Consider the following 21,249-nt stretch of genomic DNA (forward strand, 5'->3'; position numbering starts at 1 on the left):
CTCGCGATGCACGCACGCTGCCTGCGTTTTCGTCGGTCGACGACCGCTCCGCTGCGCTCCGCTGAAGGTCGCCTTCCCTCCTCCGCCTTGGCATCGCACGCGCCTCGCGACCCTCAGAGAGGTAACTGAGACATGGGTCTTGAAGAGAAGCTTCCCTCCGGCGTCCTGCTGACGACCGTCGAGGGCGTCGCCGGCTACATGCGCAAGGCGTCGTTCTGGCCGGCGACGTTCGGCCTGGCCTGCTGCGCCATCGAGATGATGACCAGCGGCGGCCCGAAGTACGACCTCGCTCGCTTCGGGATGGAGGTCTTCCGCGCCAGCCCGCGCCAGGCCGACCTGATGATCGTCGCCGGCCGGGTCAGCCAGAAGATGGCGCCGGTGCTGCGCCAGATCTACGACCAGATGCCCGACCCCAAGTGGGTGCTCGCGATGGGTGTGTGTGCCAGCAGCGGCGGCATGTTCAACAACTACGCGATCGTCCAGGGCGTCGACCACGTCGTACCCGTCGACATGTACCTCCCCGGCTGCCCGCCGCGGCCGGAGATGCTGATCGACGCGATCCTCAAGCTCCACGACCAGGTCCAGCACGCCAAGCTCGGCAGCAACCGCAGGGCCGAGATCGAGCAGCAGGAGACCGCCGCGCTCCAGGCGCTCCCGACCTCCGACATGAAGGGCCTGCTGAGGTGAGCGACGAGAAGAAGGTCGAGCAGCCCGCGCCCGAGCAGTCGCCGGACAACGTCCCGGCACCTGCGGGCGAGGTCCACCCCGTCGGCAGCCGCCAGGGCATGTTCGGGGTGCGGGGGAGTGGCGACACCAGCGGCTACGGCGGCCTGGTCAGCCCGATCGTCTACCCCGCGGCCGCGCAGCGGCCCTTCGGCGGGTGGTACGACGAGGTGGCCGACGCCCTCGAGGACCGGCTGCGCACCGACGGGCTCGACCACGCCGTCGAGACGGTCGTGATCCACCGCGGCGAGATCACCTTCCACGTCCGCCGCGAGGACCTGGTCGTGGTCGCGCAGATGCTGCGGGACGACCCGCGCCTGCGCTTCGAGCTCTGCTCGGGTGTGAGCGGGGTGAACTACCCCGACGACACCGGGCGCGAGCTGCACGCGGTCTACCACCTGCTCTCGATGACCCACAACCGCCGGATCCGGCTCGAGGTCTCCGCGCCCGACGCCGACCCGCACATCCCCTCGATCGTGGGCGTCTACCCCACCAACGACTGGCACGAGCGCGAGACGTTCGACATGTTCGGGATCGTCTTCGACGGCCACCCGGCCCTGACCCGGATCCTGATGCCCGACGACTGGCCGGGCCACCCACAGCGCAAGGACTACCCGCTCGGGGGCATCCCCGTCGAGTACAAGGGCGGCACGATCCCGCCGCCCGACCAGCGGAGGTCGTACAACTGATGAGCACCACCGAAGATCTCTACGCAGGCAGCAGCGAGACCACCGAGGGCCGGGTCTTCACGGTCACCGGCCAGGACTGGAGCTCGATCACCGAGGGCCTGGCCGACGCCGGTGACGCCGACGAGCGCGTCGTCGTCAACATGGGTCCGCAGCACCCGTCGACCCACGGCGTGCTCCGCCTGATCCTCGAGCTCGAGGGCGAGACGGTGACCGAGGCCCGCTGCGGCATCGGCTACCTCCACACCGGCATCGAGAAGAACATGGAGTTCCGCTCCTGGACGCAGGGCGTCACGTTCTGCACCCGGATGGACTACCTCAGCCCCTTCTACAACGAGATGACCTACGTGCTCGGGGTCGAGCGGCTGCTCGACATCGAGGACCAGATCCCGGAGAAGGCCGAGGTCATGCGGGTGCTCCTGATGGAGCTCAACCGCATCTCCTCCCACCTGGTCTGCATCGCCACCGGCGGCATGGAGATCGGCGCCCTGACCGTGATGACGATCGGCTTCCGCGAGCGCGAGCTGGTGCTCGACCTCTTCGAGCTGATCACCGGTCTGCGCATGAACCACGCGTTCATCCGCCCCGGCGGCGTCGCCCAGGACCTGCCCCCGGGCGCCCTCGACGAGATCCGCGACTTCATCGCCCTGATGAAGAAGCGCCTCCCCGAGTACGCCGCGCTCTGCAACGCCAACCCCATCTTCAAGGCACGTCTCGAGAACGTCGGCCACCTCGACCTCTCGGGCTGCCTGGCCCTCGGCATGACCGGTCCGGTCCTGCGCAGCACCGGCTACCCGTGGGACCTGCGCAAGACGCAGCCCTACTCGGGCTACGAGGACTACGACTTCGAGGTCCAGACCTGGGACACCTGCGACTCCTACGGCCGCTTCCGGATCCGGCTCGGCGAGATGTGGGAGTCGCTGAAGATCGTGGAGCAGGCCGCGGACCGGCTCGCCAAGCTCGAGGGCGCGCCGGTCATGGTCGCCGACAAGAAGATCGCCTGGCCCAGCCAGCTCGCGATCGGCAGCGACGGCATGGGCAACAGCCTCGACCACATCCGCCACATCATGGGCGAGTCGATGGAGGGGCTGATCCACCACTTCAAGCTGGTCACCGAGGGCTTCCGCGTCCCGCCCGGCCAGGCCTACGTGCCGATCGAGTCGCCGCGTGGCGAGCTGGGCGCGCACGTGGTCTCCGACGGCGGCACCCGACCCTTCCGGGCGCACTTCCGCGACCCGTCGTTCACCAACCTGCAGGCCACGAGCGTGATGAGCGAGGGCGGCATGGTCGCCGACGTCATCGTCGCGATCGCCTCCATCGACCCCGTGATGGGAGGAGTCGACCGATGACCCAGACCCAGGGGCTCACCGAGACGACGTACGACGAGCTGCGGCAGATCGCGGCGCGCTACCCCGAGGCCCGCTCCGGCCTGCTGCCGATGCTGCACCTGGTGCAGTCCGCCGAGGGCCGGATCACGCCCGAGGGCATCGAGGCCTGCGCCGAGATCCTGCAGATCTCCGCGGCCGAGGTCAGCGGCGTGGCGACGTTCTACACGATGTACAAGCGCAAGCCGGTCGGCGACTACCACGTCGGGGTCTGCACCAACACGCTGTGCGCGGTGATGGGCGGCGACGCGATCTTCGAGCGGCTCAAGGACCACCTCGAGGTCGGCAACGACGAGACCACGCCCGACGGCAAGGTCACCCTCGAGCACATCGAGTGCAACGCCGCCTGCGACTACGCGCCCGTGATGACCGTCAACTGGGAGTTCATGGACAACATGACGCCCCAGTCGGCCACGGACCTGGTGGACGACCTGCGATCGGGCGCCGAGGTCACCTCGACCCGCGGCGCACGCCTGTGCACCTGGCGCGAGGCCGAGCGCGTGCTCGCCGGCTTCCCCGACGACCGCGCGGACGAGGGCCCGTCGGCCGGTGCCGCCTCGCTGGTCGGGCTCGGCATCGCCCGGGAGCGGGGCTGGACCGCCCCCGAGGTCGAGGGTCGGCCCGCCGTCACGGCCGGGCACGGCGGCTCGCGGACCGGAGCCGCGGAGTCGGCCGACACCGCGCGCGCCGAGACCGAGACGAAGGTCGACGAGTCGCCCGCCGGCACCAAGCACGTCGACGCTCCTTCCGAACAACGCGGTGCCAAGGGAGACGCCCAGTGACCGACACACTGACCCCGGTCCTCACCGACAACTGGGGCGAGGACCGCAGCTGGACGCTGGAGGCCTACGAGGCGCGCGGCGGCTACCGGGCCCTCGACAAGGCGCTGGGCATGGACCCCGCAGCCGTGATCGAGGAGGTCAAGGAGTCGGGCCTGCGCGGTCGCGGCGGCGCCGGCTTCCCCACCGGCATGAAGTGGGGCTTCATCCCGCAGGACAACCCCCGCCCGAAGTACCTCGTGGTCAACGCCGACGAGTCCGAGCCGGGCACCTGCAAGGACGTCCCGCTCATGATGGCCAGTCCCCACACGCTGCTCGAGGGCGTCATCATCAGCTCCTACGCGATCCGCGCCAACCGGGCGTTCATCTACGTCCGCGGCGAGGTGCTCCACGTCGTACGCCGCCTTCAGCGCGCCGTGCAGGAGGCCTACCTCGCCGGACACCTCGGCAAGGACATCCACGGCTCGGGCTTCGACCTCGAGGTGGTCGTCCACGCCGGAGCCGGCGCCTACATCTGCGGCGAGGAGACCGCGCTCCTCGACTCGCTCGAGGGCCGCCGCGGCCAACCACGCCTGCGTCCGCCGTTCCCGGCCGTCGCGGGGCTCTACGCCAGCCCGACGGTCATCAACAACGTCGAGTCCATCGCGTCGGTGCCCAGCATCATCGCCAACGGGCACGGCTGGTTCGCCTCGATGGGCACGGAGAAGTCCAAGGGGTTCGGCATCTTCTCGCTGTCCGGCCACGTCACCCGGCCCGGCCAGTACGAAGCCCCGCTCGGCATCACCCTGCGTCAGCTCATCGACCTCGCCGGCGGCATGCGCGAGGGCCACGAGCTGAAGTTCTGGACGCCCGGCGGCTCCAGCACGCCGATGCTGACCGCCGAGCACCTCGACGTGCCGCTCGACTTCGAGGGTGTCGGCGCGGCCGGGTCGATGCTCGGCACACGTGCCCTGCAGCTCTTCGACGACACCACCTGCGTGGTGCGGGCGGTGCTGCGCTGGACGGAGTTCTACAAGCACGAGTCCTGCGGCAAGTGCACGCCCTGCCGCGAGGGCACCTGGTGGCTGGTGCAGACGCTGGCGGCGCTGGAGAAGGGGCAGGGCTCCGAGTCCGACCTCGAGCTCCTGCTCGACCAGTGCGACAACATCCTCGGCCGCTCGTTCTGCGCGCTCGCCGACGGTGCGGTCAGCCCGATCACCAGCTCGATCAAGTTCTTCCGGGACGAGTACATCGCCCACCTCACCCACGGCGGGTGCCCCTTCGACCCCGCCGCCTCGACCGTCTTCGCGACCGCGGGAGCGACTGCATGACGACCACGCCGGAGAAGACCGGGGCGAGCACCCCGGTCGCCGAGGACCTCGTCACCCTCACCATCGACGGGGTCCAGGTCAGCGTCCCCAAGGACACTCTGGTGATCCGTGCCGCCGAGCAGGTCGGCGTCCAGATCCCGCGGTTCTGCGACCACCCGCTGCTCGCCCCGGTGGGGGCCTGCCGGCAGTGCCTGGTCGACGTGCCCGACGCCGGCAACGGCCGCGGCTTCCCCAAGCCGCAGGCCTCGTGCACGATCACGGTCGCCGAGGGCATGGTCGTCAACACGCAGGCCACCAGCCCGGTCGCCGACAAGGCGCAGCAGGGGATCATGGAGTTCCTGCTGATCAACCACCCGCTCGACTGCCCCGTCTGCGACAAGGGCGGCGAGTGCCCCCTGCAGAACCAGGCCATGTCCAACGGCCGCGCCGAGTCGCGCTTCTCCCCGCCGGGGGCGGCGTCAAGCGGACCTACCCCAAGCCGATCAACATCTCCGCCCAGGTGCTGCTCGACCGGGAGCGCTGCGTGCTGTGCGCCCGATGCACCCGCTTCTCCGAGCAGATCGCCGGCGACCCCTTCATCGCCCTGATCGAGCGCGGTGCCCTGCAGCAGGTGGGCATCTACGAGAAGGAGCCCTTCGAGTCCTACTTCTCGGGCAACACCATCCAGATCTGCCCGGTCGGCGCGCTCACCAGCGCCGAGTACCGCTTCCGGTCGCGCCCCTTCGACCTCGTCTCCACGCCCTCGGTGGCCGAGCACGACTCCTGCGGCTCGGCGATCCGGGTCGACCACCGGCGCGGCAAGGTGATGCGCCGCCTCTCCGGCAACGACCCCGAGGTCAACGAGGAGTGGATCACCGACAAGGACCGGTTCGCGTTCACCTACGCGACCATGCCCGACCGGTTGACCTACCCCCAGGTCCGTGACGAGGACGGCTCGCTGCGCCCAGCGTCGTGGCCGGAGGCCTTCGCCGTCGCCGCCCGTGGCCTGCACGCCGCAGGTGCCTCCGCCGTGCTGACGGGTGGCCGCGTCACGGCGGAGGACGCCTACGCCTACAGCAAGTTCGCCCGGGTGGCGCTCGGCACCAACGACATCGACTTCCGTGCCCGGCCGCTGTCGGCGGAGGAGGCGGACTTCCTCGCCTCAGAGGTCGTCCTCGACGCCACGGTGACCTACGCCGACCTCGAGTCCGCGACGACCGTCGTGCTGGCCGGGCTCGACCCCGAGGACGAGGCCGGCGCGATCTTCCTGCGGCTGCGCAAGGCGGCCCAGCACCACCGGACCAGGGTCGTCTCGATCGCGCCGTACGCCTCGCGCGGCCTGCGCAAGATGAACGGCCAGCTCGTGGCCACCGCCCCCGGCGACGAGGCGGCGGCGCTCGAGCAGCTCGTCTCGCACGCCGACTTCGGCCTCGACGCGACCGGGGTGATCCTGGTGGGCGAGCGCCTGGCCACCTCACCTGGAGCCCTCACGGCGGCGGCGCGGCTGGCCCGCACCACCGGTGCCCGGCTCGCCTGGGTCCCGCGTCGCGCCGGCGACCGCGGCGCGGTCGAGGTCGGCTGCCTGCCCAACCTGCTGCCCGGTGGCCGCCCCGTCGCAGACGCGGCCGCCCGCGTGGACGTCGCGACCGACTGGGGCGTGGCGGGACTTCCCGAGACCGCCGGGCGTGACGCCGACGGGATCGTCGCGGCGCTGCTCGCCGGCGAGCTCGGTGGCCTGGTCATCGGGGCGTCGACCCCGATGACACCGCCGACCCGGCCGCCACCCGCGCCGCGATCGCGGCTGCCTCGTTCGTGGTGGCGCTCGAGCTGCGCGAGACCGACGTGACCCGAGCCGCGGATGTCGTCTTCCCGGTGGCACCGGTGACCGACAAGTCCGGGATGTTCGTGACCTGGGAGGGGCGGCCCCGCCCGTTCCCCGCGGTCTTCGACGACCCGCGCTCGCTGCCCGACCTGCGCGTCCTCTCCGGCATCGCCGAGGAGCTGGCGCTGCTGGGCCAGGGGAGCCCGCTCGGGTTCCGCACCGTCGCCCAGGCACGGGCGGAGATGGAGGACCTCGGTCCCTGGGACGGTGAGCGTGCCCCGACGGTCGAGGCGTCCGCCACCACCCACGCCGACTCCGACGGCGGCCTGCGCCTCGCGACGTGGAAGCAGATGATCGACCACGGCTCGATGCAGGACGGCGACCCGGCGATGCGGGCCACCGCCCGTCGGCCGGTCGCCCGCGTCAGCCCCCGCACGTACGCCACCCTGCACGAGTCGGTCCGCGGACGGCGGCGTCCTGGTCGGTGACCGCGGCGAGATGTCCGTGCCGGTCGTCGCCACCGAAGGCATGGTCGACGGGGTCGTGTGGGTGCCTGCCAACTCCGTGGGCGCGGGAGTCCTGGCCGACCTGGCCTCGCCCGGGAGCACGGTCACGTTGAAGGGAGCGGCGCAGTGATGCACTGGCCTCGATCGCGGGGAGCGGCACGGTGATGTCGACGAGCGACATTCCCAATGTCTCCGTCGGCGACTTCGGTGACGACCGTGGTGGATCACCGGGATCAAGGTCGTGGCGATCTTCCTGGTCCTCGTCCTGCTGACCCTGTTCAACATCTGGTGGGAGCGCCGGGTCGTGGCCCGCATGCAGCACCGGATCGGTCCCAACGTGAACGGACCCTTCGGACTCCTCCAGTCGCTCGCCGACGGCGTGAAGCTGGCGCTGAAGGAGGACATCATCCGAAGGCGGCCGACAAGGTGGTCTTCCTGCTCGCCCCCGTCCTGGCCGTGATCCGGCGTTCGTGACGTTCAGCGTCATCCCGTTCGGCCCGCAAGTGGACATGTTCGGTGTCACGACCCCGCTGCAGCTCACCGACATGCCGTCGCGGTGCTGTTCGTGATGGCGATCGCCTCGATCGGGATCTACGCATCGTGCTCGGCGGCTGGTCCAGCGGCTCGACGTACTCCCTGCTCGGCGGCCTGCGCTTCGAGCGCGCAGATGATCTCCCCTACGAGGTCGCGATGGGCCGGCGCTGGTCGCGGTGTTCCTCTACGCCGGCTCGATGTCGACCTCGGAGATCGTCGCCGCGCAGGACAAGTTCTGGTACGGCCTGATCCTGGTGCCGTCCTTCGTGATCTACACGATCTCGATGGTGGGCGAGACGAACCGCGCGCCGTTCGACCTCCCCGAGGCCGAGGGCGAGCTGGTCGGTGGTTTCCACACCGAGTACTCCTCGCTGAAGTTCGCGCTGTTCTTCCTCGCCGAGTACATCAACATGGCGACCGTCTCCGCGCTGGCGACGACGCTGTTCCTCGGCGGCTGGCACGCGCCGTGGGGCATCGCGGCTATCAACGACGGGATGTTCAACGAGGGCTACTGGCCGCTGCTGTGGTTCTTCGGCAAGGTCCTGTTCTTCATCTTCATCTTCATCTGGCTGCGCGGCTCGCTGCCGCGGCTGCGCTACGACCAGTTCATGGCGTTCGGCTGGAAGCGGCTGATCCCGATCTCGCTGGTCTGGATCGTCGCCGTCGCGACGATCCGGTCGATCTCCCTCGACGGCGGCATCGACCGGAACTACCTCCTGATCGGGATCGGCGTCCTCGCGGTGCTGTTCCTCGCGCTGTTCTTCATCGGCGGCGAGGAGCAGGAGGAGGAGCAGGCCCAGCCCGAGGCTGTCGACGCCCACGCGGGCGGGTTCCCCGTGCCGCCGATGCCGGCCGGCGGACCGGTGCGCGGAGCCGCCCGATCGTTGTCCTTCCGACGACCTCCACCGTCGGCGTATCCGGTGAGGAGATCTGATGGCCCAGCAGGAGCCACGTGGCATGAGGGAGCAGCTCTGGGACCCGATCGCCGGGTTCGGGGTGACCTTCCGGACGATGTTCAAGAAGGTCGTCACCGAGCAGTACCCCTTCGAGAAGCTGCCCACGGCGCCGAGGTTCCACGGCCGGCACCAGCTCAACCGCTGGCCGGACGGCCTGGAGAAGTGCATCGGCTGCGAGCTGTGCGCCTGGGCCTGCCCGGCCGACGCGATCTACGTCGAGGGTGCGTCCAACACCGAGGACGAGCGCTTCAGCCCCGGCGAGCGGTACGGCCGCGTCTACCAGATCAACTACCTGCGCTGCATCCTGTGCGGCCTGTGCATCGAGGCCTGCCCGACGCGGGCGCTCACGATGACCAACGAGTACGAGCTGGCCGACGACAACCGTGCCGACCTGATCTACGAGAAGTCCGACCTGCTGGCGCCGCTGCTGCCCGGCATGGAGCAGCCGCCGCACCCGATGCGCCTCGGCGACGACGAGGGCGACTACTACCGGGGCACCTGGTCGGCGCCCGCGCCGACGGAGAGGACGGCCTCGCAGTGACTGCCTTCTGGGTCCTCGCGCCGATCATGGTGATCGCCGCGCTGGGCATCCTGTTCGTCCGCAAGGCCGTGCACGCGGCGCTGCTGCTGGCGGTCGTGATGATCAGCCTGGCGGTGCTGTACGCCGCGCTCGACGCGCCGTTCCTCTTCGCGGTGCAGATCATCGTCTACACCGGCGCGATCCTGATGCTCTTCCTCTTCGTGCTGATGCTCGTCGGCGTGGACGCGTCGGACTCGGTGGTGGAGACCATCCGGGGCCAGCGGGTCATGGCCGTCGTGGCCGGCCTGCTGCTCGGCCTGGTCCTCGTCACCGGGGTCGGCCAGATCTCGCTGGGCGCGGGCGTCGGGCTCGCCGACGCCAACTCCGGGGGCAACATCCAGGCCCTCGCCACCATCCTGTTCTCCCGCTACGTCTTCGCGTTCGAGACCACCAGCGCCCTGCTGATCACCGCCGCGGTGGGCGCCATGGTGCTCGCGCACCGCGAGCGCCTGGTGCCGAAGCCGACCCAGGCCTCCCTGGCCGCCCAGCGCCTGCGGGACTACCAGGACAAGGGCACCCACCCGGGCCCGCTGCCGCCTCCGGGCGTCTTCGCCCGCCACAACGCGGTGGACACCCCGGCCCTGCTGCCCGACGGCACGGCGTCGGAGGCCTCGGTCTCCCGGGTCCTCGCCGCGCGCGGCACGGTCCGTTCGGCGCCGGCCTTGGCCGACGACATCGAGGAGCTGCAGCGCCAGATCGGCGACGCGCCGCACGCGGGCCGCACCGGTTCCGCCTCGGCCGAGGAGGAGAACCTGTGAGTGTCACGCCCTACATCGTGCTCTCGTCGATCCTGTTCACCATCGGCTGCGTCGGGGTCCTGACCCGTCGCAACGCCATCGTGGTGTTCATGTGCGTCGAGCTGATGCTGAACGCGTCCAACCTCGCGCTGGTCGCCTTCGCCCGCCAGCACGGAAACCTCGACGGGCAGATCGCGGCCTTCTTCGTGATGGTCGTCGCGGCCGCCGAGGTCGTGGTCGGGCTCGCCATCATCATGACCATCTTCCGGACCCGTCGCTCGGCCTCGGTCGACGACGCCAGCCTGCTGAAGTACTGAGGAGCGACGGCTGATGCATGCCCTCCACGAGGTCGTCCACGCACCCGTGGTCGACCCCTCGTCCGCGAGCGGGGTCTTCACCCTGCTGTGGCTGGTGATCGCGCTGCCGCTCGCCGGCGCCGCGGTGCTCCTGCTCGGCGGGCGATTCACCGACCGCTGGGGACACCTGCTCGGCACGGCCCTGCCGATCGGGTCGTTCGTCCTGAGCCTGTGGATGTTCATCGACGTCCTCGGACGCGACTCCGCCGACCGCCAGGTCTCCCAGCACCTCTACACCTGGATCCAGGTCGGCCACCTCGACGTGGGCATGGACCTGCTCTACGACCCGCTGTCGTCGCTGTTCCTGCTGCTGATCACGGGCGTCGGGTCCCTGATCCACGTCTACTCGATCGGCTACATGGAGCACGACCCGCGCCGGCGCCGCTTCTTCGGCTACCTCAACCTCTTCGTCGCCGCGATGCTGCTGCTGGTTCTGTCGGAGAACTACCTCGGTCTCTTCCTCGGCTGGGAGGGCGTCGGTCTGGCGTCGTACCTGCTCATCGGCTTCTGGCAGTACAAGCCGTCGGCCGCCGCCGCCGCGAAGAAGGCCTTCGTCATCAACCGCGTCGGTGACATCGGCATGTCGCTGGCGATCATGCTGTTCTTCGTCACCTTCGGCTCGACCAGCTTCACGGTGATCAGCGCCTCGGCCGACCGGGCCTCGACGGGCACGCTGACCGCGCTGGGCCTGCTGCTCCTCCTCGGCGCCTGCGGCAAGTCGGCCCAGGTGCCGCTGCAGGCCTGGCTGCTCGACGCGATGGAGGGCCCGACCCCGGTCTCGGCCCTGATCCACGCCGCGACCATGGTGACCGCGGGCGTCTACCTCGTCGTGCGCTCCAGCTTCGTCTTCGACCTCGCGCCGAACGCCCAGACCGCGGTTGTGGTCGTCGCCGTGGTCACGCTCCTGTGGGGCGCGATCATCGGTTGCGCGAAGGACGACATCAAGAAGGTGCTGGCCGGCTCCACCATGAGCCAGATCGGCTACATGATGCTCGGCGCCGGCCTCGGCCCCGCCGGCTATGCCTTCGCGATCTTCCACCTGCTGGTGCACGGCTTCTTCAAGGCCAACATGTTCCTCGGGGCCGGCTCGGTGATGCACGGCATGGACGACGACGTCGACATGCGCCACTACGGGGCGCTGCGCAAGGCCATGCCGGTCACCTTCCTGACCTTCTCGATGGGCTACCTCGCCATCATCGGCTTCCCCGGCTTCTCGGGCTTCTGGTCCAAGGACAAGATCATCGAGACCGCGCTGGCCGACAACTGGCTGGTCGGCCTGTGCGCGATCGTCGGCGCCGGGGTCACCGGCTTCTACATGACCCGGCTGATGCTGCTCACCTTCTTCACCGACAAGCGCTGGGAGAAGGGCGTGCACCCGCACGAGTCGCCCAAGATCATGACGATCCCCCTGATCGTGCTGGCGGCGCTGTCCGCCCTCGGCGGCGTGATGCTGATCGGCAACTGGATCGTGGACTACCTCGCCCCGGTCGTCGGCACCCCGCCGCACGAGAACGCGCCGCTGCCGGCCATCGTCGTCACCCTCATCGCGGTGCTCGTGGTGGCGGCCGGAGTGACCCTGGCGTGGTTCCTCGTCGGCAAGCGGGACGTGCCGCGCACCGCGCCGCAGCAGGTGTCCCCGGTGGTCCTGGCCGCGCGCAACGACCTCTACGGCGACGCCATCAACGACACCCTCGTGGTCAACCCGGGCCGGAGGGTGGTCGGCGGCCTCCTCACCTTCGACCGGTACGGCGTCGACGGCACCCTGACCGGTGGCCCGGTCGCGATCGGAGCGGTCGCCGGCCAGCTCCGGCGGGTGCAGAACGGCTTCGTCCGCTCCTACGCCCTCTCCCTGCTCGGCGGCGTCCTGCTCGTCGTCCTGGCCCTCCTGGCGGTGAACCTCGCATGAGCTCCTTTCCCTGGTTGACCGTCCTGTGGGCGGTGCCGCTCGTCGGCGCGGTGGCCGTGGCCTTCGTGCCGAAGACGCGAGGGGCGGCGCTGCCCAAGCAGCTGGCCCTGGCCGTCTCGCTGCTCACCCTGGCCGTGGGCGTGGCGATCGCCGCGCAGTACGACACCGGCGGCGGCATGCAGCTGACCGAGACGCACAACTGGATCAGCGCCTTCGGCGTCCACTACGCCCTCGGGGTCGACGGGCTCGGGCTGCTGCTGATCCTGCTCACCGTCGCACTCGTCCCAGTGGTCGTCGTCGGCGCGTGGCACGAGGCCGACGACCGCAACCCCGCGGCGTTCTTCGGCTGGGCGCTCGCGCTGGAGTCGTTCTCGCTGGCGGTGTTCTCCGCCACCGACGTCTTCCTCTTCTACGTGGTCTTCGAGGCCACGCTGATCCCGGCGTACTTCCTGATCGGCGGCTTCGGTCGGGCGGGGCGTGCGGTCGCGGCGCTGAAGTTCCTGATGTACCAGCTCGGTGGCGGGCTGATCCTGCTCGCCTCCGTGATCGGGCTGTACGTCGTGTCCGCCGACGCCGGCCACCCGTCGTACCTGCTGTCCGACCTCTCGCAGGTCGACATGAGCACCACCGCCGAGCGCTGGCTCTTCGTCGGCTTCTTCATCGCGTTCGCGGTGAAGGCACCGCTCTTCCCGCTGCACACGTGGCTCGCCGACACCACCGAGCGGGCCACGCCCGGCACCAGCGTGCTGCTGGTCTGCGTGCTCGACAAGATCGGCACCTTCGGGATGCTGAGGTTCTGCCTCGGGCTCTTCCCGGACGCCTCGCAGTGGGCGACGCCGGTCGTGGTGGCGCTGGCGCTGATCTCGATCGTCTACGGCGCGCTGATCGCCATCGGCCAGGACGACATCCTGCGGCTGATCGGTCTCACGTCGCTGAGCCACTTCGGGTTCATCACGCTCGGCATCTTCGCCTTCAGCTCGCAGGGCGCTTCCGGCTCGATCCTCTACATGGTCAACCACGGCGTCGCCACCGCGGCCTTGTTCCTGCTCGCCGGATACCTGATCCGCCGCCGCGGCACCAGCCTCATCAGCCAGATGACGGGCGTGGAGAAGTCCGCGCCCGTGCTCGCCGGTCTGTTCCTCATCGCGGGCCTGGCGACCCTCGGGCTGCCCGGCCTGAGCCAGTTCGTCTCCGAGATCCTGGTGCTGATCTCCGCCTTCGACTACCACTGGTGGGCGGGCGCCGTCGCGGTCACCGGGATCGTGCTGGCGGCTATCTACGTCCTGTGGATGTACCAGCGGACCATGACCGGGCCCGGTGTCCCCGGGATCGAGGACACCCCCGACCTCAACCGTCGGGAGATCGGCTCGGTCGCCCCGCTCGTGCTCGCGCTCGTGCTCTTCGGCTTCTACCCGATGCCGCTGCTCGACGTAAGCAACCCCACCGTCGACGCCCTGCTGCAGCACGTCGGGGTCAGTGACCAGGCCCCCGTCGTACCCGCCGCGGGTGGCGACTCGGCACAGGAAGGCCAGCAGTGAACCTCTCCCTGACGGGCGTGCTCGTCCAGGCCGCGAGCACCCCTCCGACCTTCCAGAAGCCGCACATCGAGTACGCCCAGCTGTGGCCGATGCTCGTCGTCTTCGGCGTTGCGTGCCTCGGCGTGCTCGTGGAGGCCTTCCTGCCCCGCGAGCGGCGCTACCTGGCCCAGACCGTGCTGACCCTCGTCGGCCTGGTGGCGGCCCTGGTCGGGACCTGCCTGATCGCCCGCGACCTGACCTCCCTGGGCGGCGTGGCCCGCGGGCTCATCGCGGCCGAGGGCACGATCGTGGTCGACGGACCCACGGTGTTCTTCTGGGGCCTGATCCTGGTCTTCGCGATCGGCGGGGTGCTGCTCTTCGCCGAGCGCCGGCTCGAGGGCGGCCTGTCCGCCTTCGCCGGCCAGGCGGCCGCGCTGCCGGGCTCCGAGGCCGAGCGGCAGGCGTCCTCGCAGGGCCTGGACCACACCGAGGTCTACCCGCTGCTGCTCTTCGCCGTGGGCGGGATGATGCTCTTCCCGGCCGCCAACGACCTGCTCACGATGTTCGTGGCACTCGAGGTGCTCTCGCTCCCGCTCTACCTGCTGTGCGGCCTGGCGCGTCGCCGTCGCCTGCTCAGCCAGGAAGCCGCGATGAAGTACTTCCTGCTCGGCGCCTTCTCCTCGGGCTTCTTCCTGTACGGGGTCGCCCTCGTCTACGGCTTCGCGGGCTCGATGCAGCTCTCCGCCATCAACGAGGCCGTGCGCAACGACACCCAGAACCAGACCCTGCTGCTCATCGGGCTGGGCATGCTCTCCGTCGGCCTGCTCTTCAAGGTCGGTGCGGCGCCGTTCCAGGCCTGGACCCCCGACGTCTACCAGGGCGCCCCGACCGCGGTCACGGCGTTCATGGCGGCGTGCACCAAGGTCGCGGCCTTCGGCGCGATGCTGCGCCTGCTGTACGTCGCCTTCGGCTCCGACCGCTGGACCTGGCAGCCGATGCTGTGGGTGGTCGCCGTGCTGACGATGGTCGTCGGTGCCGTGCTCGCCGTGGTGCAGACCGACGTGAAGCGGATGCTGGCCTACTCCTCGGTGGCCCACACCGGCTTCCTGCTCGTGGGTGTCCTCGGCGTGCAGAGCGCCTCGGACATGACCTCCGGGCAGGTGACCTCGCTGCAGGCGGTGCTCTTCTACCTGACGACGTACGGCTTCGCGATGATCGGCGCCTTCGCCGTCGTGACGCTGGTGCGCGACTCCGGGGAGAGGCCACCCAGTTCTCCCGTTGGGCCGGCCTCGGTCGTCGGGCGCCGCTGCTGGGCGGGCTCTTCGCCTTCTTCCTCCTCTCGATGGCCGGGATCCCGCTGACGGCCGGCTTCGTCGGCAAGTGGGCGGTGTTCACCGTCGCGCTCGCAGCCGGTGCCTGGCCGGTCGTGATCGCGGCCATCCTGTGCAGCATCGTGGCCGTGTTCTTCTACGTCCGCGTCATCGTGCTGATGTTCTTCGTGGACGGTGAGAGCTCCGCGACGGCAGGGGCAGCCGGCGAGCTGGCCTCGGTGACGAAGCCGTCGCTGCTGACCGCGGGGACCATCGGCGTGGGGGTCCTGGCGACCCTCGTTCTCGGTGTCGTGCCCGGCCCGGTTCTCACCTTGGCCGCGCATGCGGGACAATTCGTCAGGTGACGACAGGATCTGCCTCGGGCGGACTGGCACTGCCGGTGACGGACGAGACGCTCGCGGCGCGGCTGCGCGACCGCATGACGGTGGTCGAGAGCGCCCTCCAGGCGCACGTACGCAGCCGTGCGGGCTTCGTGACCGAGGCCGCGAGCCACCTGATGGAGGCGGGCGGCAAGCGCTTCCGCCCCCTGCTGGTGCTGCTCGCCGCGGAGGCGGGTGACCGCGCCGACGCCGACGAGGTCGTGACGGCGGCGTGCGTGGTCGAGCTGACCCACCTCGCCTCGCTCTACCACGACGACGTCATGGACGAGGCCGACCTGCGCCGCGGTGCGGTCACCGCCCACTCGCGGTGGGGCAACCACGTCGCGATCCTCACCGGCGACTTCCTCTTCTCCAAGTCCTCGGAGCTGACCGCGCAGCTGGGTGCCGACGCCGTGCGGATCCAGGCCGAGACCTTCACCAAGCTCGTCGAGGGCCAGATCCTCGAGACCGTGAAGCCTGGTCCGGACGAGGACCCGCTCGCGCACTACCTCGAGGTCGTGGCCGGGAAGACGGGCTCGCTGATCGCGACCTCTGCCCGCTACGGCGCCCGGTTCGGTGGCGCGAGCCGCGCCGTCGAGGAGGCGCTCACGTCGTACGGCGAGATCGTGGGCTGCGCGTTCCAGCTGTCCGACGACATCCTCGACATCGCCTCGGAGTCGGGGGAGTCCGGCAAGACGCCGGGCACCGACCTGCGCGAGGGCGTGCCGACGCTGCCCGTCCTGATGGCGCGCGCGTCGCAGGACCCCGCCGACGGCCGCCTCCTGCAGCTGCTCGACGCCGACCTCACCGACGACGACCTGCACGCCGAGACCCTGGACCTGCTGCGCAAGCACCCCGCCATGGACGAGGCCCGCGCCTACGTCGTGGCCCGCGCGCAGGAGGCCAAGGCACTGCTCGGCGTGCTGCCGCGGGGTCCGGTCCGCGATGCCCTCGAGGCCTTCGCCGACATCGTGGCGATCCGCTCCACCTGACCCGCGTGGCCCGCCGAGTCGGCGTTCCTTGACACCCCTGAACACGCCGAGTCGGCGCTCCTTGACACCGCGAGCGTCAATCTGCGCCGACTCGGGGGGCTGGAAGGGTACATCTGCGCCGACTCGGCGTCCTCAGACCGCGCTGGCCTCGACCGTGAGGCGGAGCTGGCGGCGCCGGTGGTTCACGGCCTCGACGGTGAACATCACCAGGGCCACCCAGACCAGGCCGAAGCCGACCCAACGGCCCGGCGGCATCGCCTCGTGGAACCACAGCACGCCGAGGGCGAACTGGAAGATCGGCGCAAGGTACTGGAGCAGCCCCAGGGTCACCATCGGGACCCGGATCGCGGCGGCGCCGAAGCAGAGCAGCGGGACGGCAGTGACGATGCCCGTGGTCGCGAAGAGGAGCGCGTGACCCGTGCCGTGCGTGCCGAAGTCGGAGTGGCCGGTGGCCATCAGCCAGACGATGTAGACGGCCGCCACCGGAGCGATGACGCTGGTCTCGAAGGTGAGCGACTCGACTGCCTCGACGTTGGCGGTCTTCTTGGCCAGGCCGTAGCTGCCGAAGGAGAAGGCGAGGATCAGCGCGACCCAGGGCAGGCGCCCGTAGTCCAGCGTCAGCACCCCGACGGCACCGGCGGCGACGGCCATCGCCACCCACTGGAGCGGGCGCAGCCGCTCACGCAGGATGAAGACCCCCATCAGCACCGTGACCAGCGGGTTGATGAAGTAGCCGAGGGACGTCTCCACCACGCGTCCGTTGTTGACCCCCCAGATGTAGGTCGCCCAGTTCACCGTGACCACCACGGCGGCCACCGTCAGCAGCAGCCGGCGCCGCCGGTCCGCCAGCAGGGCCCGGATCTGGCCGGTGCGACGCAGCACGATCGCCAGCACGGTCATCGTGACGAGGGACCACAGGATCCGGTGGGCCAGGATCTCGACGGCCCCTGCCGGCTCCAGCAGCGGCCAGTAGAGCGGGAACGCGCCCCACAGCGAGTACGCCGCGATCCCGAGCAGCAGGCCACGTCGGGAGTCCGGCACCGGCTCAGCATAGGCAGCCCCCCGGTGCCCGCCGGCGGGACCCCGCGCAACTCGCGTTCCGGGTGTGACGCGTGTGGGAAGGTACGGGTGCACCACTCATCAGCACGTCATGAAGCACAAGGGGGAACCATGCGGATGAACCGCATTCTGACCGGCCTCATCGGCCTCGCACTCGGCGGCGTCACGCCGCTCGCCATCACCTCGTCCGCGACCGCCGCCGATCACGGCGTCGCAGCAGCCCACGCGAGCGCGACGCCCGCGTCGGCCGCCCGTGAGACACTGCCCGCCCGCGAGATCACCTCGAAGATGGTCAAGGTGGGCGCCCACAAGATCGTCTTCAAGGGCAAGGTCAAGGGCTCGCCGCGGTACGCGAACAAGAAGGTGAAGATCGAGCGCCGGATCGGCAAGAAGGGCGCCTGGAAGGTCTACAACCAGGTCCGCACGACCGACCTCGGCAACTGGAAGAGCCAGGTGGGCGCCCCGCGGCAGGGCAAGTGGTACTTCCGCGCGGTGACGCCGCAGACCAACAACTACCGCAAGTCCTACAGCAGCGTCTGGTACACCTACAGCATCTGACGCCCGGGCGCCTCGCGCCTCGCAGCACAGGCCCCCACGGTCCGACCGGACCGTGGGGGCCTGTCGCATGAAGCGAGGCTCAGACGACGGTCCAGGTGTCGCCGCCGCCGATCAGCCCGGCCAGCCGCTCCTCGGCCCCACCGGGGGCCGCCTTGCGCGCGCTGTCGACCTGCGCCCGCGCCTGGTCGTCGTACGCCGGGCGCTCGACCTGGCGGAAGATGCCGATGGGCGACTGGTTGAGGTAGCCGGAGTCGGTCAGCCGCGAGATCGCGAACGCCGTGGACGGGTCCGGGTTGTGTGCGTCGTGGACCAGCAGCGCCTGCTCGCCGACGTCGGCCACCTCGACGATCTTCACGCCGCCGGTGCGGGAGTCGCGGATCAGGCCCTTGCCGGCCTGGCCCGAGCCGTCCGGGGTGCCGAACCGGATCGGCTCGCCGTGGACCAGCGGGATGATGGCGTCGGCCTTGGTGTCGGGCGACTTGATCGCGTCGAAGGCGCCGTCGTTGAAGATCGGGCAGTTCTGGTAGATCTCCACGAATGACGTGCCCCGGTGTGCCGCGGCCGCCGAGAGCACCGAGGTGAGGTGCTTGCGGTCGGAGTCGATGGTGCGCGCCACGAACGAGCCCTCGGCCCCGAGCGCCAGCGAGACCGGGTTGAACGGTGGTCCAGCGAGCCCATCGGGGTCGACTTGGTGATCTTGCCGGCCTCGGAGGTGGGGGAGTATTGACCCTTGGTCAGGCCGTAGATCCGGTTGTTGAACAGCAGGATCGTCATGTTGACGTTGCGGCGCAGCGCGTGGATCAGGTGGTTGCCGCCGATGGACAGCGCGTCGCCGTCCCCGGTGACCACCCAGACCGACAGGTCCTCACGGGCGGTGGCGATGCCGGTCGCGATCGACGGCGCGCGGCCGTGGATCGAGTGCATGCCGTAGGTGTCGAGGTAGTAGGGGAACCGGCTGGAGCAGCCGATGCCGGAGACGAACACGATGTTCTCCCGGCGCAGCCCGAGGTCCGGCAGGAAGCCCTGGACGGCCTTGAGCACGGCGTAGTCGCCACACCCGGGGCACCAGCGGACCTCCTGGTCGCTGGTGAAGTCCTTGCCGGTCTGCGGGGTGTCGGTGGTCGGGACCAGCTCGACGCCCGAGCGCAGGCCGGGGAAGGGCAGCTCGGTCGTGCTCATGAGATCGCCTCCTCGGCGGGTGCGGTCAGGTCCACGTCGACGCCCTCGGCCTGGGCGACCAGCTCGCCGATCGCCTCGGCGAGCTCGGCAGCCTTCAGGGGCAGCCCCCGGACGTGGTTGTAGCCGACGGCGTCGACGAGGTACTTCGCGCGCAGCAGCATCGAGAGCTGACCGAGGTTCATCTCGGGGACCAGCACCTTGTCGTAGCGCTCCAGGATCTCGCCGAGGTCCTTCGGGAACGGGTTGAGGTGGCGCAGGTGCGCCTGCGCCACGTGGTAGCCGGCCTTGCGCACGCGGCGCACGCCCGCGCCGATCGGGCCGTACGTCGAGCCCCAGCCGAGCACGAGCACCCGCGCCTCGCCGCTCGGGTCGTCGACCTCGAGCGGCGGCAGCGAGTCGGCGATCCGGTCCACCTTGGCCTGGCGGGTGCGGACCATGAAGTCGTGGTTGGCCGGGTCGTAGGAGATGTTGCCGTGCCCGTCGCCCTTCTCCAGGCCGCCGATCCGGTGCTCGAGCCCGGGGGTGCCGGGGATGGCCCACGGCCGGGCCAGCGTCTCCTCGTCGCGCAGGTAGGGCCAGAAGTCGGACTCGCCGTCCTCGAGCGGGTGGTTGGCCGCGGTGGCGAAGTCGGGGTCGATCGTGGGCAGGTCGTCGATCTCGGGGATCCGCCACGGCTCGGAGCCGTTGGCGAGGTAGCCGTCGGAGAGCAGCATCACCGGGGTGCGGTAGGTGACCGCGATCCGAGCCGCCTCGAGCGCCGCGTCGAAGCAGTCGCCCGGCGACTGGGGCGCGACGATCGGCACCGGGGCCTCGCCGTTGCGGCCGAACATCGCCTGCAGCAGGTCGGCCTGCTCGGTCTTGGTCGGCAGGCCGGTCGAGGGGCCACCCCGCTGGACGTCGATGACGAGCAGCGGGAGCTCGGTCATCACCGCGAGTCCGATGGACTCCGACTTCAGGGCGATGCCCGGCCCGGAGGTGGTGGTGACGCCGAGGCTGCCGGCGAAGGCGGCGCCGATCGCGGCACCGATGCCGGCGATCTCGTCCTCGGCCTGGAACGTGGTGACGCCGAACGCCTTGTGCTTCGACAGCTCGTGGAGGATGTCGGAGGCCGGGGTGATCGGGTAGGAGCCGAGGAAGACCGGCAGCCCGGAGCGGACCCCGCTGGCCACCAGGCCGTAGGCGAGCGCCAGGTTGCCCGTGATGTTGCGGTAGGTGCCCGCCGGCATCGGAGCGGGCTTGATCTCGTAGGAGACCGCGAAGGCCTCGGTGGTCTCGCCGAAGTTCCAGCCCGACTTGAACGCCGTGATGTTGGCGTCGCGGATGTCGGCGACCTTGGCGAAGCGGCGCTCGAGGAACGTGATCGTCGAGTCGACCGGGCGGCCGTACATCCACGACAGCAGGCCGAGGGCGAACATGTTCTTCGCCCGGGCGGCGTCCTTGCGGGACAGCCCGAACTCCTTCACCGCGGCGACCGTGAGCCCGGTCAGGTCCACCGGGTGCAGGGCGAACTCCGCGAGGGAGTCGTCCTCGAGCGGGTTGGCGGTGTAGCCGGCCTTGGTCAGGTTGCGCGTGGTGAAGTCGTGGGTGTCGACGATGATCGTGGCGCCCTTGGGCAGGTCGGCCAGGTTCGCCCGCAACGCCGCAGGGTTCATCGCGACGAGCACGTCGGGCGCGTCGCCGGGCGTGAGGATGTCGTGGTCGGCGAAGTGGACCTGGAACGACGAGACGCCCGGCAGCGTGCCCTGAGGGGCGCGGATCTCGGCCGGGAAGTTGGGCAGCGTCGAGAGGTCGTTGCCGAACGCGGCCGACTCCTGGGTGAACCGGTCGCCCGTGAGCTGCATGCCGTCACCGGAGTCACCGGCGAACCGGATGATCACCCGATCCAGCTGCTTGACCTGCTTGGACACCACGCGCCACTTCCCTTGCTGTTCCGGACTGTCACCACGAGCGTTCGGCGACACGACTTACCACGATAGTCGCGCCCCCGAGCGAGCC

18 protein-coding genes and 3 pseudogenes are annotated in these 21,249 nt (G+C 70.2%); 18 read left to right on the plus strand and 3 right to left on the minus strand.

Annotated elements, in window-relative coordinates; translation table 11 throughout:
• The first annotated feature begins 132 nt into the window (after positions 1–132).
• From H0S67_RS03105 to H0S67_RS03170, 17 genes and pseudogenes are all read left to right on the plus strand, one after another.
• Complete coding sequence (locus H0S67_RS03105) at positions 133–687, plus strand: NuoB/complex I 20 kDa subunit family protein (RefSeq protein ID WP_180935404.1); 555 nt, start codon at positions 133–135, stop codon at positions 685–687.
• Positions 684–1,412, plus strand: a complete 729-nt coding sequence (locus H0S67_RS03110) for an NADH-quinone oxidoreductase subunit C (RefSeq protein ID WP_180935405.1) — start codon at positions 684–686, stop codon at positions 1,410–1,412. The genes H0S67_RS03105 and H0S67_RS03110 overlap by 4 nt, the downstream gene beginning before the upstream one ends.
• On the plus strand, positions 1,412–2,758 hold the full coding sequence (locus tag H0S67_RS03115; RefSeq protein WP_180935406.1) for an NADH-quinone oxidoreductase subunit D: 1,347 nt from the start codon (positions 1,412–1,414) through the stop codon (positions 2,756–2,758). The genes H0S67_RS03110 and H0S67_RS03115 overlap by 1 nt, the downstream gene beginning before the upstream one ends.
• Positions 2,755–3,576, plus strand: a complete 822-nt coding sequence (nuoE, locus tag H0S67_RS03120) for an NADH-quinone oxidoreductase subunit NuoE (protein ID WP_180935407.1) — start codon at positions 2,755–2,757, stop codon at positions 3,574–3,576. Before H0S67_RS03115 ends, nuoE begins: the two co-directional genes overlap by 4 nt.
• The gene (gene nuoF / locus H0S67_RS03125) at positions 3,573–4,883 is read left to right on the plus strand and encodes an NADH-quinone oxidoreductase subunit NuoF (protein WP_180935408.1); all 1,311 of its coding nucleotides are present in this window, start codon (positions 3,573–3,575) and stop codon (positions 4,881–4,883) included. The genes nuoE and nuoF overlap by 4 nt, the downstream gene beginning before the upstream one ends.
• Positions 4,880–5,470: a 2Fe-2S iron-sulfur cluster-binding protein gene (locus H0S67_RS24310; protein ID WP_246355080.1), complete on the plus strand. Its 591-nt coding sequence runs from the start codon at positions 4,880–4,882 to the stop codon at positions 5,468–5,470. The genes nuoF and H0S67_RS24310 overlap by 4 nt, the downstream gene beginning before the upstream one ends.
• Positions 5,383–6,708, plus strand: coding sequence for a molybdopterin-dependent oxidoreductase (locus tag H0S67_RS24315; protein ID WP_246355081.1), 1,326 nt, complete (start codon positions 5,383–5,385; stop codon positions 6,706–6,708). Before H0S67_RS24310 ends, H0S67_RS24315 begins: the two co-directional genes overlap by 88 nt.
• Positions 6,678–7,172, plus strand: a complete 495-nt coding sequence (locus H0S67_RS24320; protein WP_246355082.1) for a hypothetical protein — start codon at positions 6,678–6,680, stop codon at positions 7,170–7,172. Before H0S67_RS24315 ends, H0S67_RS24320 begins: the two co-directional genes overlap by 31 nt.
• Positions 7,173–7,182: 10 nt before the next feature.
• Positions 7,183–7,320, plus strand: a complete 138-nt coding sequence (locus H0S67_RS24325) for a hypothetical protein (RefSeq protein WP_246355083.1) — start codon at positions 7,183–7,185, stop codon at positions 7,318–7,320.
• 93 nt (positions 7,321–7,413) lie between these two features.
• Positions 7,414–8,623, plus strand: a pseudogene (gene nuoH / locus H0S67_RS03135) (NADH-quinone oxidoreductase subunit NuoH); the annotation flags it as partial.
• Between the two features lie 58 nt (positions 8,624–8,681).
• A complete protein-coding gene (nuoI, locus tag H0S67_RS03140) occupies positions 8,682–9,221 on the plus strand; it encodes an NADH-quinone oxidoreductase subunit NuoI (RefSeq protein WP_246355319.1) in 540 nt (179 codons plus the stop codon).
• 26 nt (positions 9,222–9,247) lie between these two features.
• Positions 9,248–10,018 (plus strand): NADH-quinone oxidoreductase subunit J, encoded by a 771-nt coding sequence (locus H0S67_RS03145; RefSeq protein ID WP_425489917.1) that lies wholly within the window; start codon positions 9,248–9,250, stop codon positions 10,016–10,018.
• On the plus strand, positions 10,015–10,314 hold the full coding sequence (gene nuoK, locus H0S67_RS03150) for an NADH-quinone oxidoreductase subunit NuoK (protein ID WP_180935411.1): 300 nt from the start codon (positions 10,015–10,017) through the stop codon (positions 10,312–10,314). Before H0S67_RS03145 ends, nuoK begins: the two co-directional genes overlap by 4 nt.
• A 13-nt stretch (positions 10,315–10,327) precedes the next feature.
• Positions 10,328–12,259 carry an NADH-quinone oxidoreductase subunit L gene (gene nuoL / locus H0S67_RS03155; protein ID WP_180935412.1) on the plus strand — a complete coding sequence of 644 codons (1,932 nt, stop codon included), beginning with the start codon at positions 10,328–10,330 and terminating at the stop codon, positions 12,257–12,259.
• On the plus strand, positions 12,256–13,797 hold the full coding sequence (locus H0S67_RS03160; protein ID WP_180935413.1) for an NADH-quinone oxidoreductase subunit M: 1,542 nt from the start codon (positions 12,256–12,258) through the stop codon (positions 13,795–13,797). The genes nuoL and H0S67_RS03160 overlap by 4 nt, the downstream gene beginning before the upstream one ends.
• Before the next feature lie 89 nt (positions 13,798–13,886).
• Positions 13,887–15,451, plus strand: a pseudogene (gene nuoN / locus H0S67_RS03165) (NADH-quinone oxidoreductase subunit NuoN).
• Between the two features lie 74 nt (positions 15,452–15,525).
• Positions 15,526–16,458 carry a polyprenyl synthetase family protein gene (locus H0S67_RS03170; protein WP_180936713.1) on the plus strand — a complete coding sequence of 311 codons (933 nt, stop codon included), beginning with the start codon at positions 15,526–15,528 and terminating at the stop codon, positions 16,456–16,458.
• Positions 16,459–16,590: 132 nt separating this feature from the next.
• Here the strand turns inward: H0S67_RS03170 and rarD are convergent, their stop codons facing one another.
• Entirely contained in the window at positions 16,591–17,499 is a 909-nt protein-coding gene (rarD, locus tag H0S67_RS03175) for an EamA family transporter RarD (protein WP_219635449.1), read from the minus strand.
• Between the two features lie 135 nt (positions 17,500–17,634).
• On the opposite strand from rarD, the gene H0S67_RS03180 reads away from it, so the two are divergent.
• Positions 17,635–18,075, plus strand: a complete 441-nt coding sequence (locus H0S67_RS03180; RefSeq protein ID WP_180935414.1) for a hypothetical protein — start codon at positions 17,635–17,637, stop codon at positions 18,073–18,075.
• A 79-nt stretch (positions 18,076–18,154) separates the two neighbouring features.
• Here H0S67_RS03180 and H0S67_RS03185 read toward each other — a convergent pair.
• Positions 18,155–19,254, minus strand: a pseudogene (locus tag H0S67_RS03185) (2-oxoacid:ferredoxin oxidoreductase subunit beta).
• Positions 19,251–21,161, minus strand: a complete 1,911-nt coding sequence (locus H0S67_RS03190) for a 2-oxoacid:acceptor oxidoreductase subunit alpha (RefSeq protein WP_180935415.1) — start codon at positions 21,159–21,161, stop codon at positions 19,251–19,253. The pseudogene H0S67_RS03185 and the gene H0S67_RS03190 overlap by 4 nt, the downstream one beginning before the upstream one ends.
• Between the last annotated feature and the right edge of the window lie 88 nt (positions 21,162–21,249).

Source organism: Nocardioides ungokensis, from assembly GCF_013466985.1.
Lineage (GTDB): Bacteria > Actinomycetota > Actinomycetes > Propionibacteriales > Nocardioidaceae > Nocardioides > Nocardioides ungokensis.

Excerpts from the sequence above, each read along its gene's own strand:
- H0S67_RS03160 (WP_180935413.1), top strand. The coding sequence starts at position 12,256 with ATGAGCTCCTTTCCCTGGTTGACCGTCCTGTGGGCGGTGCCGCTCGTC.
- H0S67_RS03180 (WP_180935414.1), top strand. The coding sequence starts at position 17,635 with ATGAACCGCATTCTGACCGGCCTCATCGGCCTCGCACTCGGCGGCGTC.
- H0S67_RS03170 (WP_180936713.1), top strand. The coding sequence starts at position 15,526 with ATGACGGTGGTCGAGAGCGCCCTCCAGGCGCACGTACGCAGCCGTGCG.
- nuoI (WP_246355319.1), top strand. The coding sequence starts at position 8,682 with ATGAGGGAGCAGCTCTGGGACCCGATCGCCGGGTTCGGGGTGACCTTC.
- nuoE (WP_180935407.1), top strand. The coding sequence starts at position 2,755 with ATGACCCAGACCCAGGGGCTCACCGAGACGACGTACGACGAGCTGCGG.
- H0S67_RS24310 (WP_246355080.1), top strand. The coding sequence starts at position 4,880 with ATGACGACCACGCCGGAGAAGACCGGGGCGAGCACCCCGGTCGCCGAG.
- H0S67_RS03115 (WP_180935406.1), top strand. The coding sequence starts at position 1,412 with ATGAGCACCACCGAAGATCTCTACGCAGGCAGCAGCGAGACCACCGAG.
- H0S67_RS03105 (WP_180935404.1), top strand. The coding sequence starts at position 133 with ATGGGTCTTGAAGAGAAGCTTCCCTCCGGCGTCCTGCTGACGACCGTC.
- nuoL (WP_180935412.1), top strand. The coding sequence starts at position 10,328 with ATGCATGCCCTCCACGAGGTCGTCCACGCACCCGTGGTCGACCCCTCG.
- H0S67_RS03145 (WP_425489917.1), top strand. The coding sequence starts at position 9,248 with ATGGTGATCGCCGCGCTGGGCATCCTGTTCGTCCGCAAGGCCGTGCAC.
- H0S67_RS24325 (WP_246355083.1), top strand. The coding sequence starts at position 7,183 with ATGTCCGTGCCGGTCGTCGCCACCGAAGGCATGGTCGACGGGGTCGTG.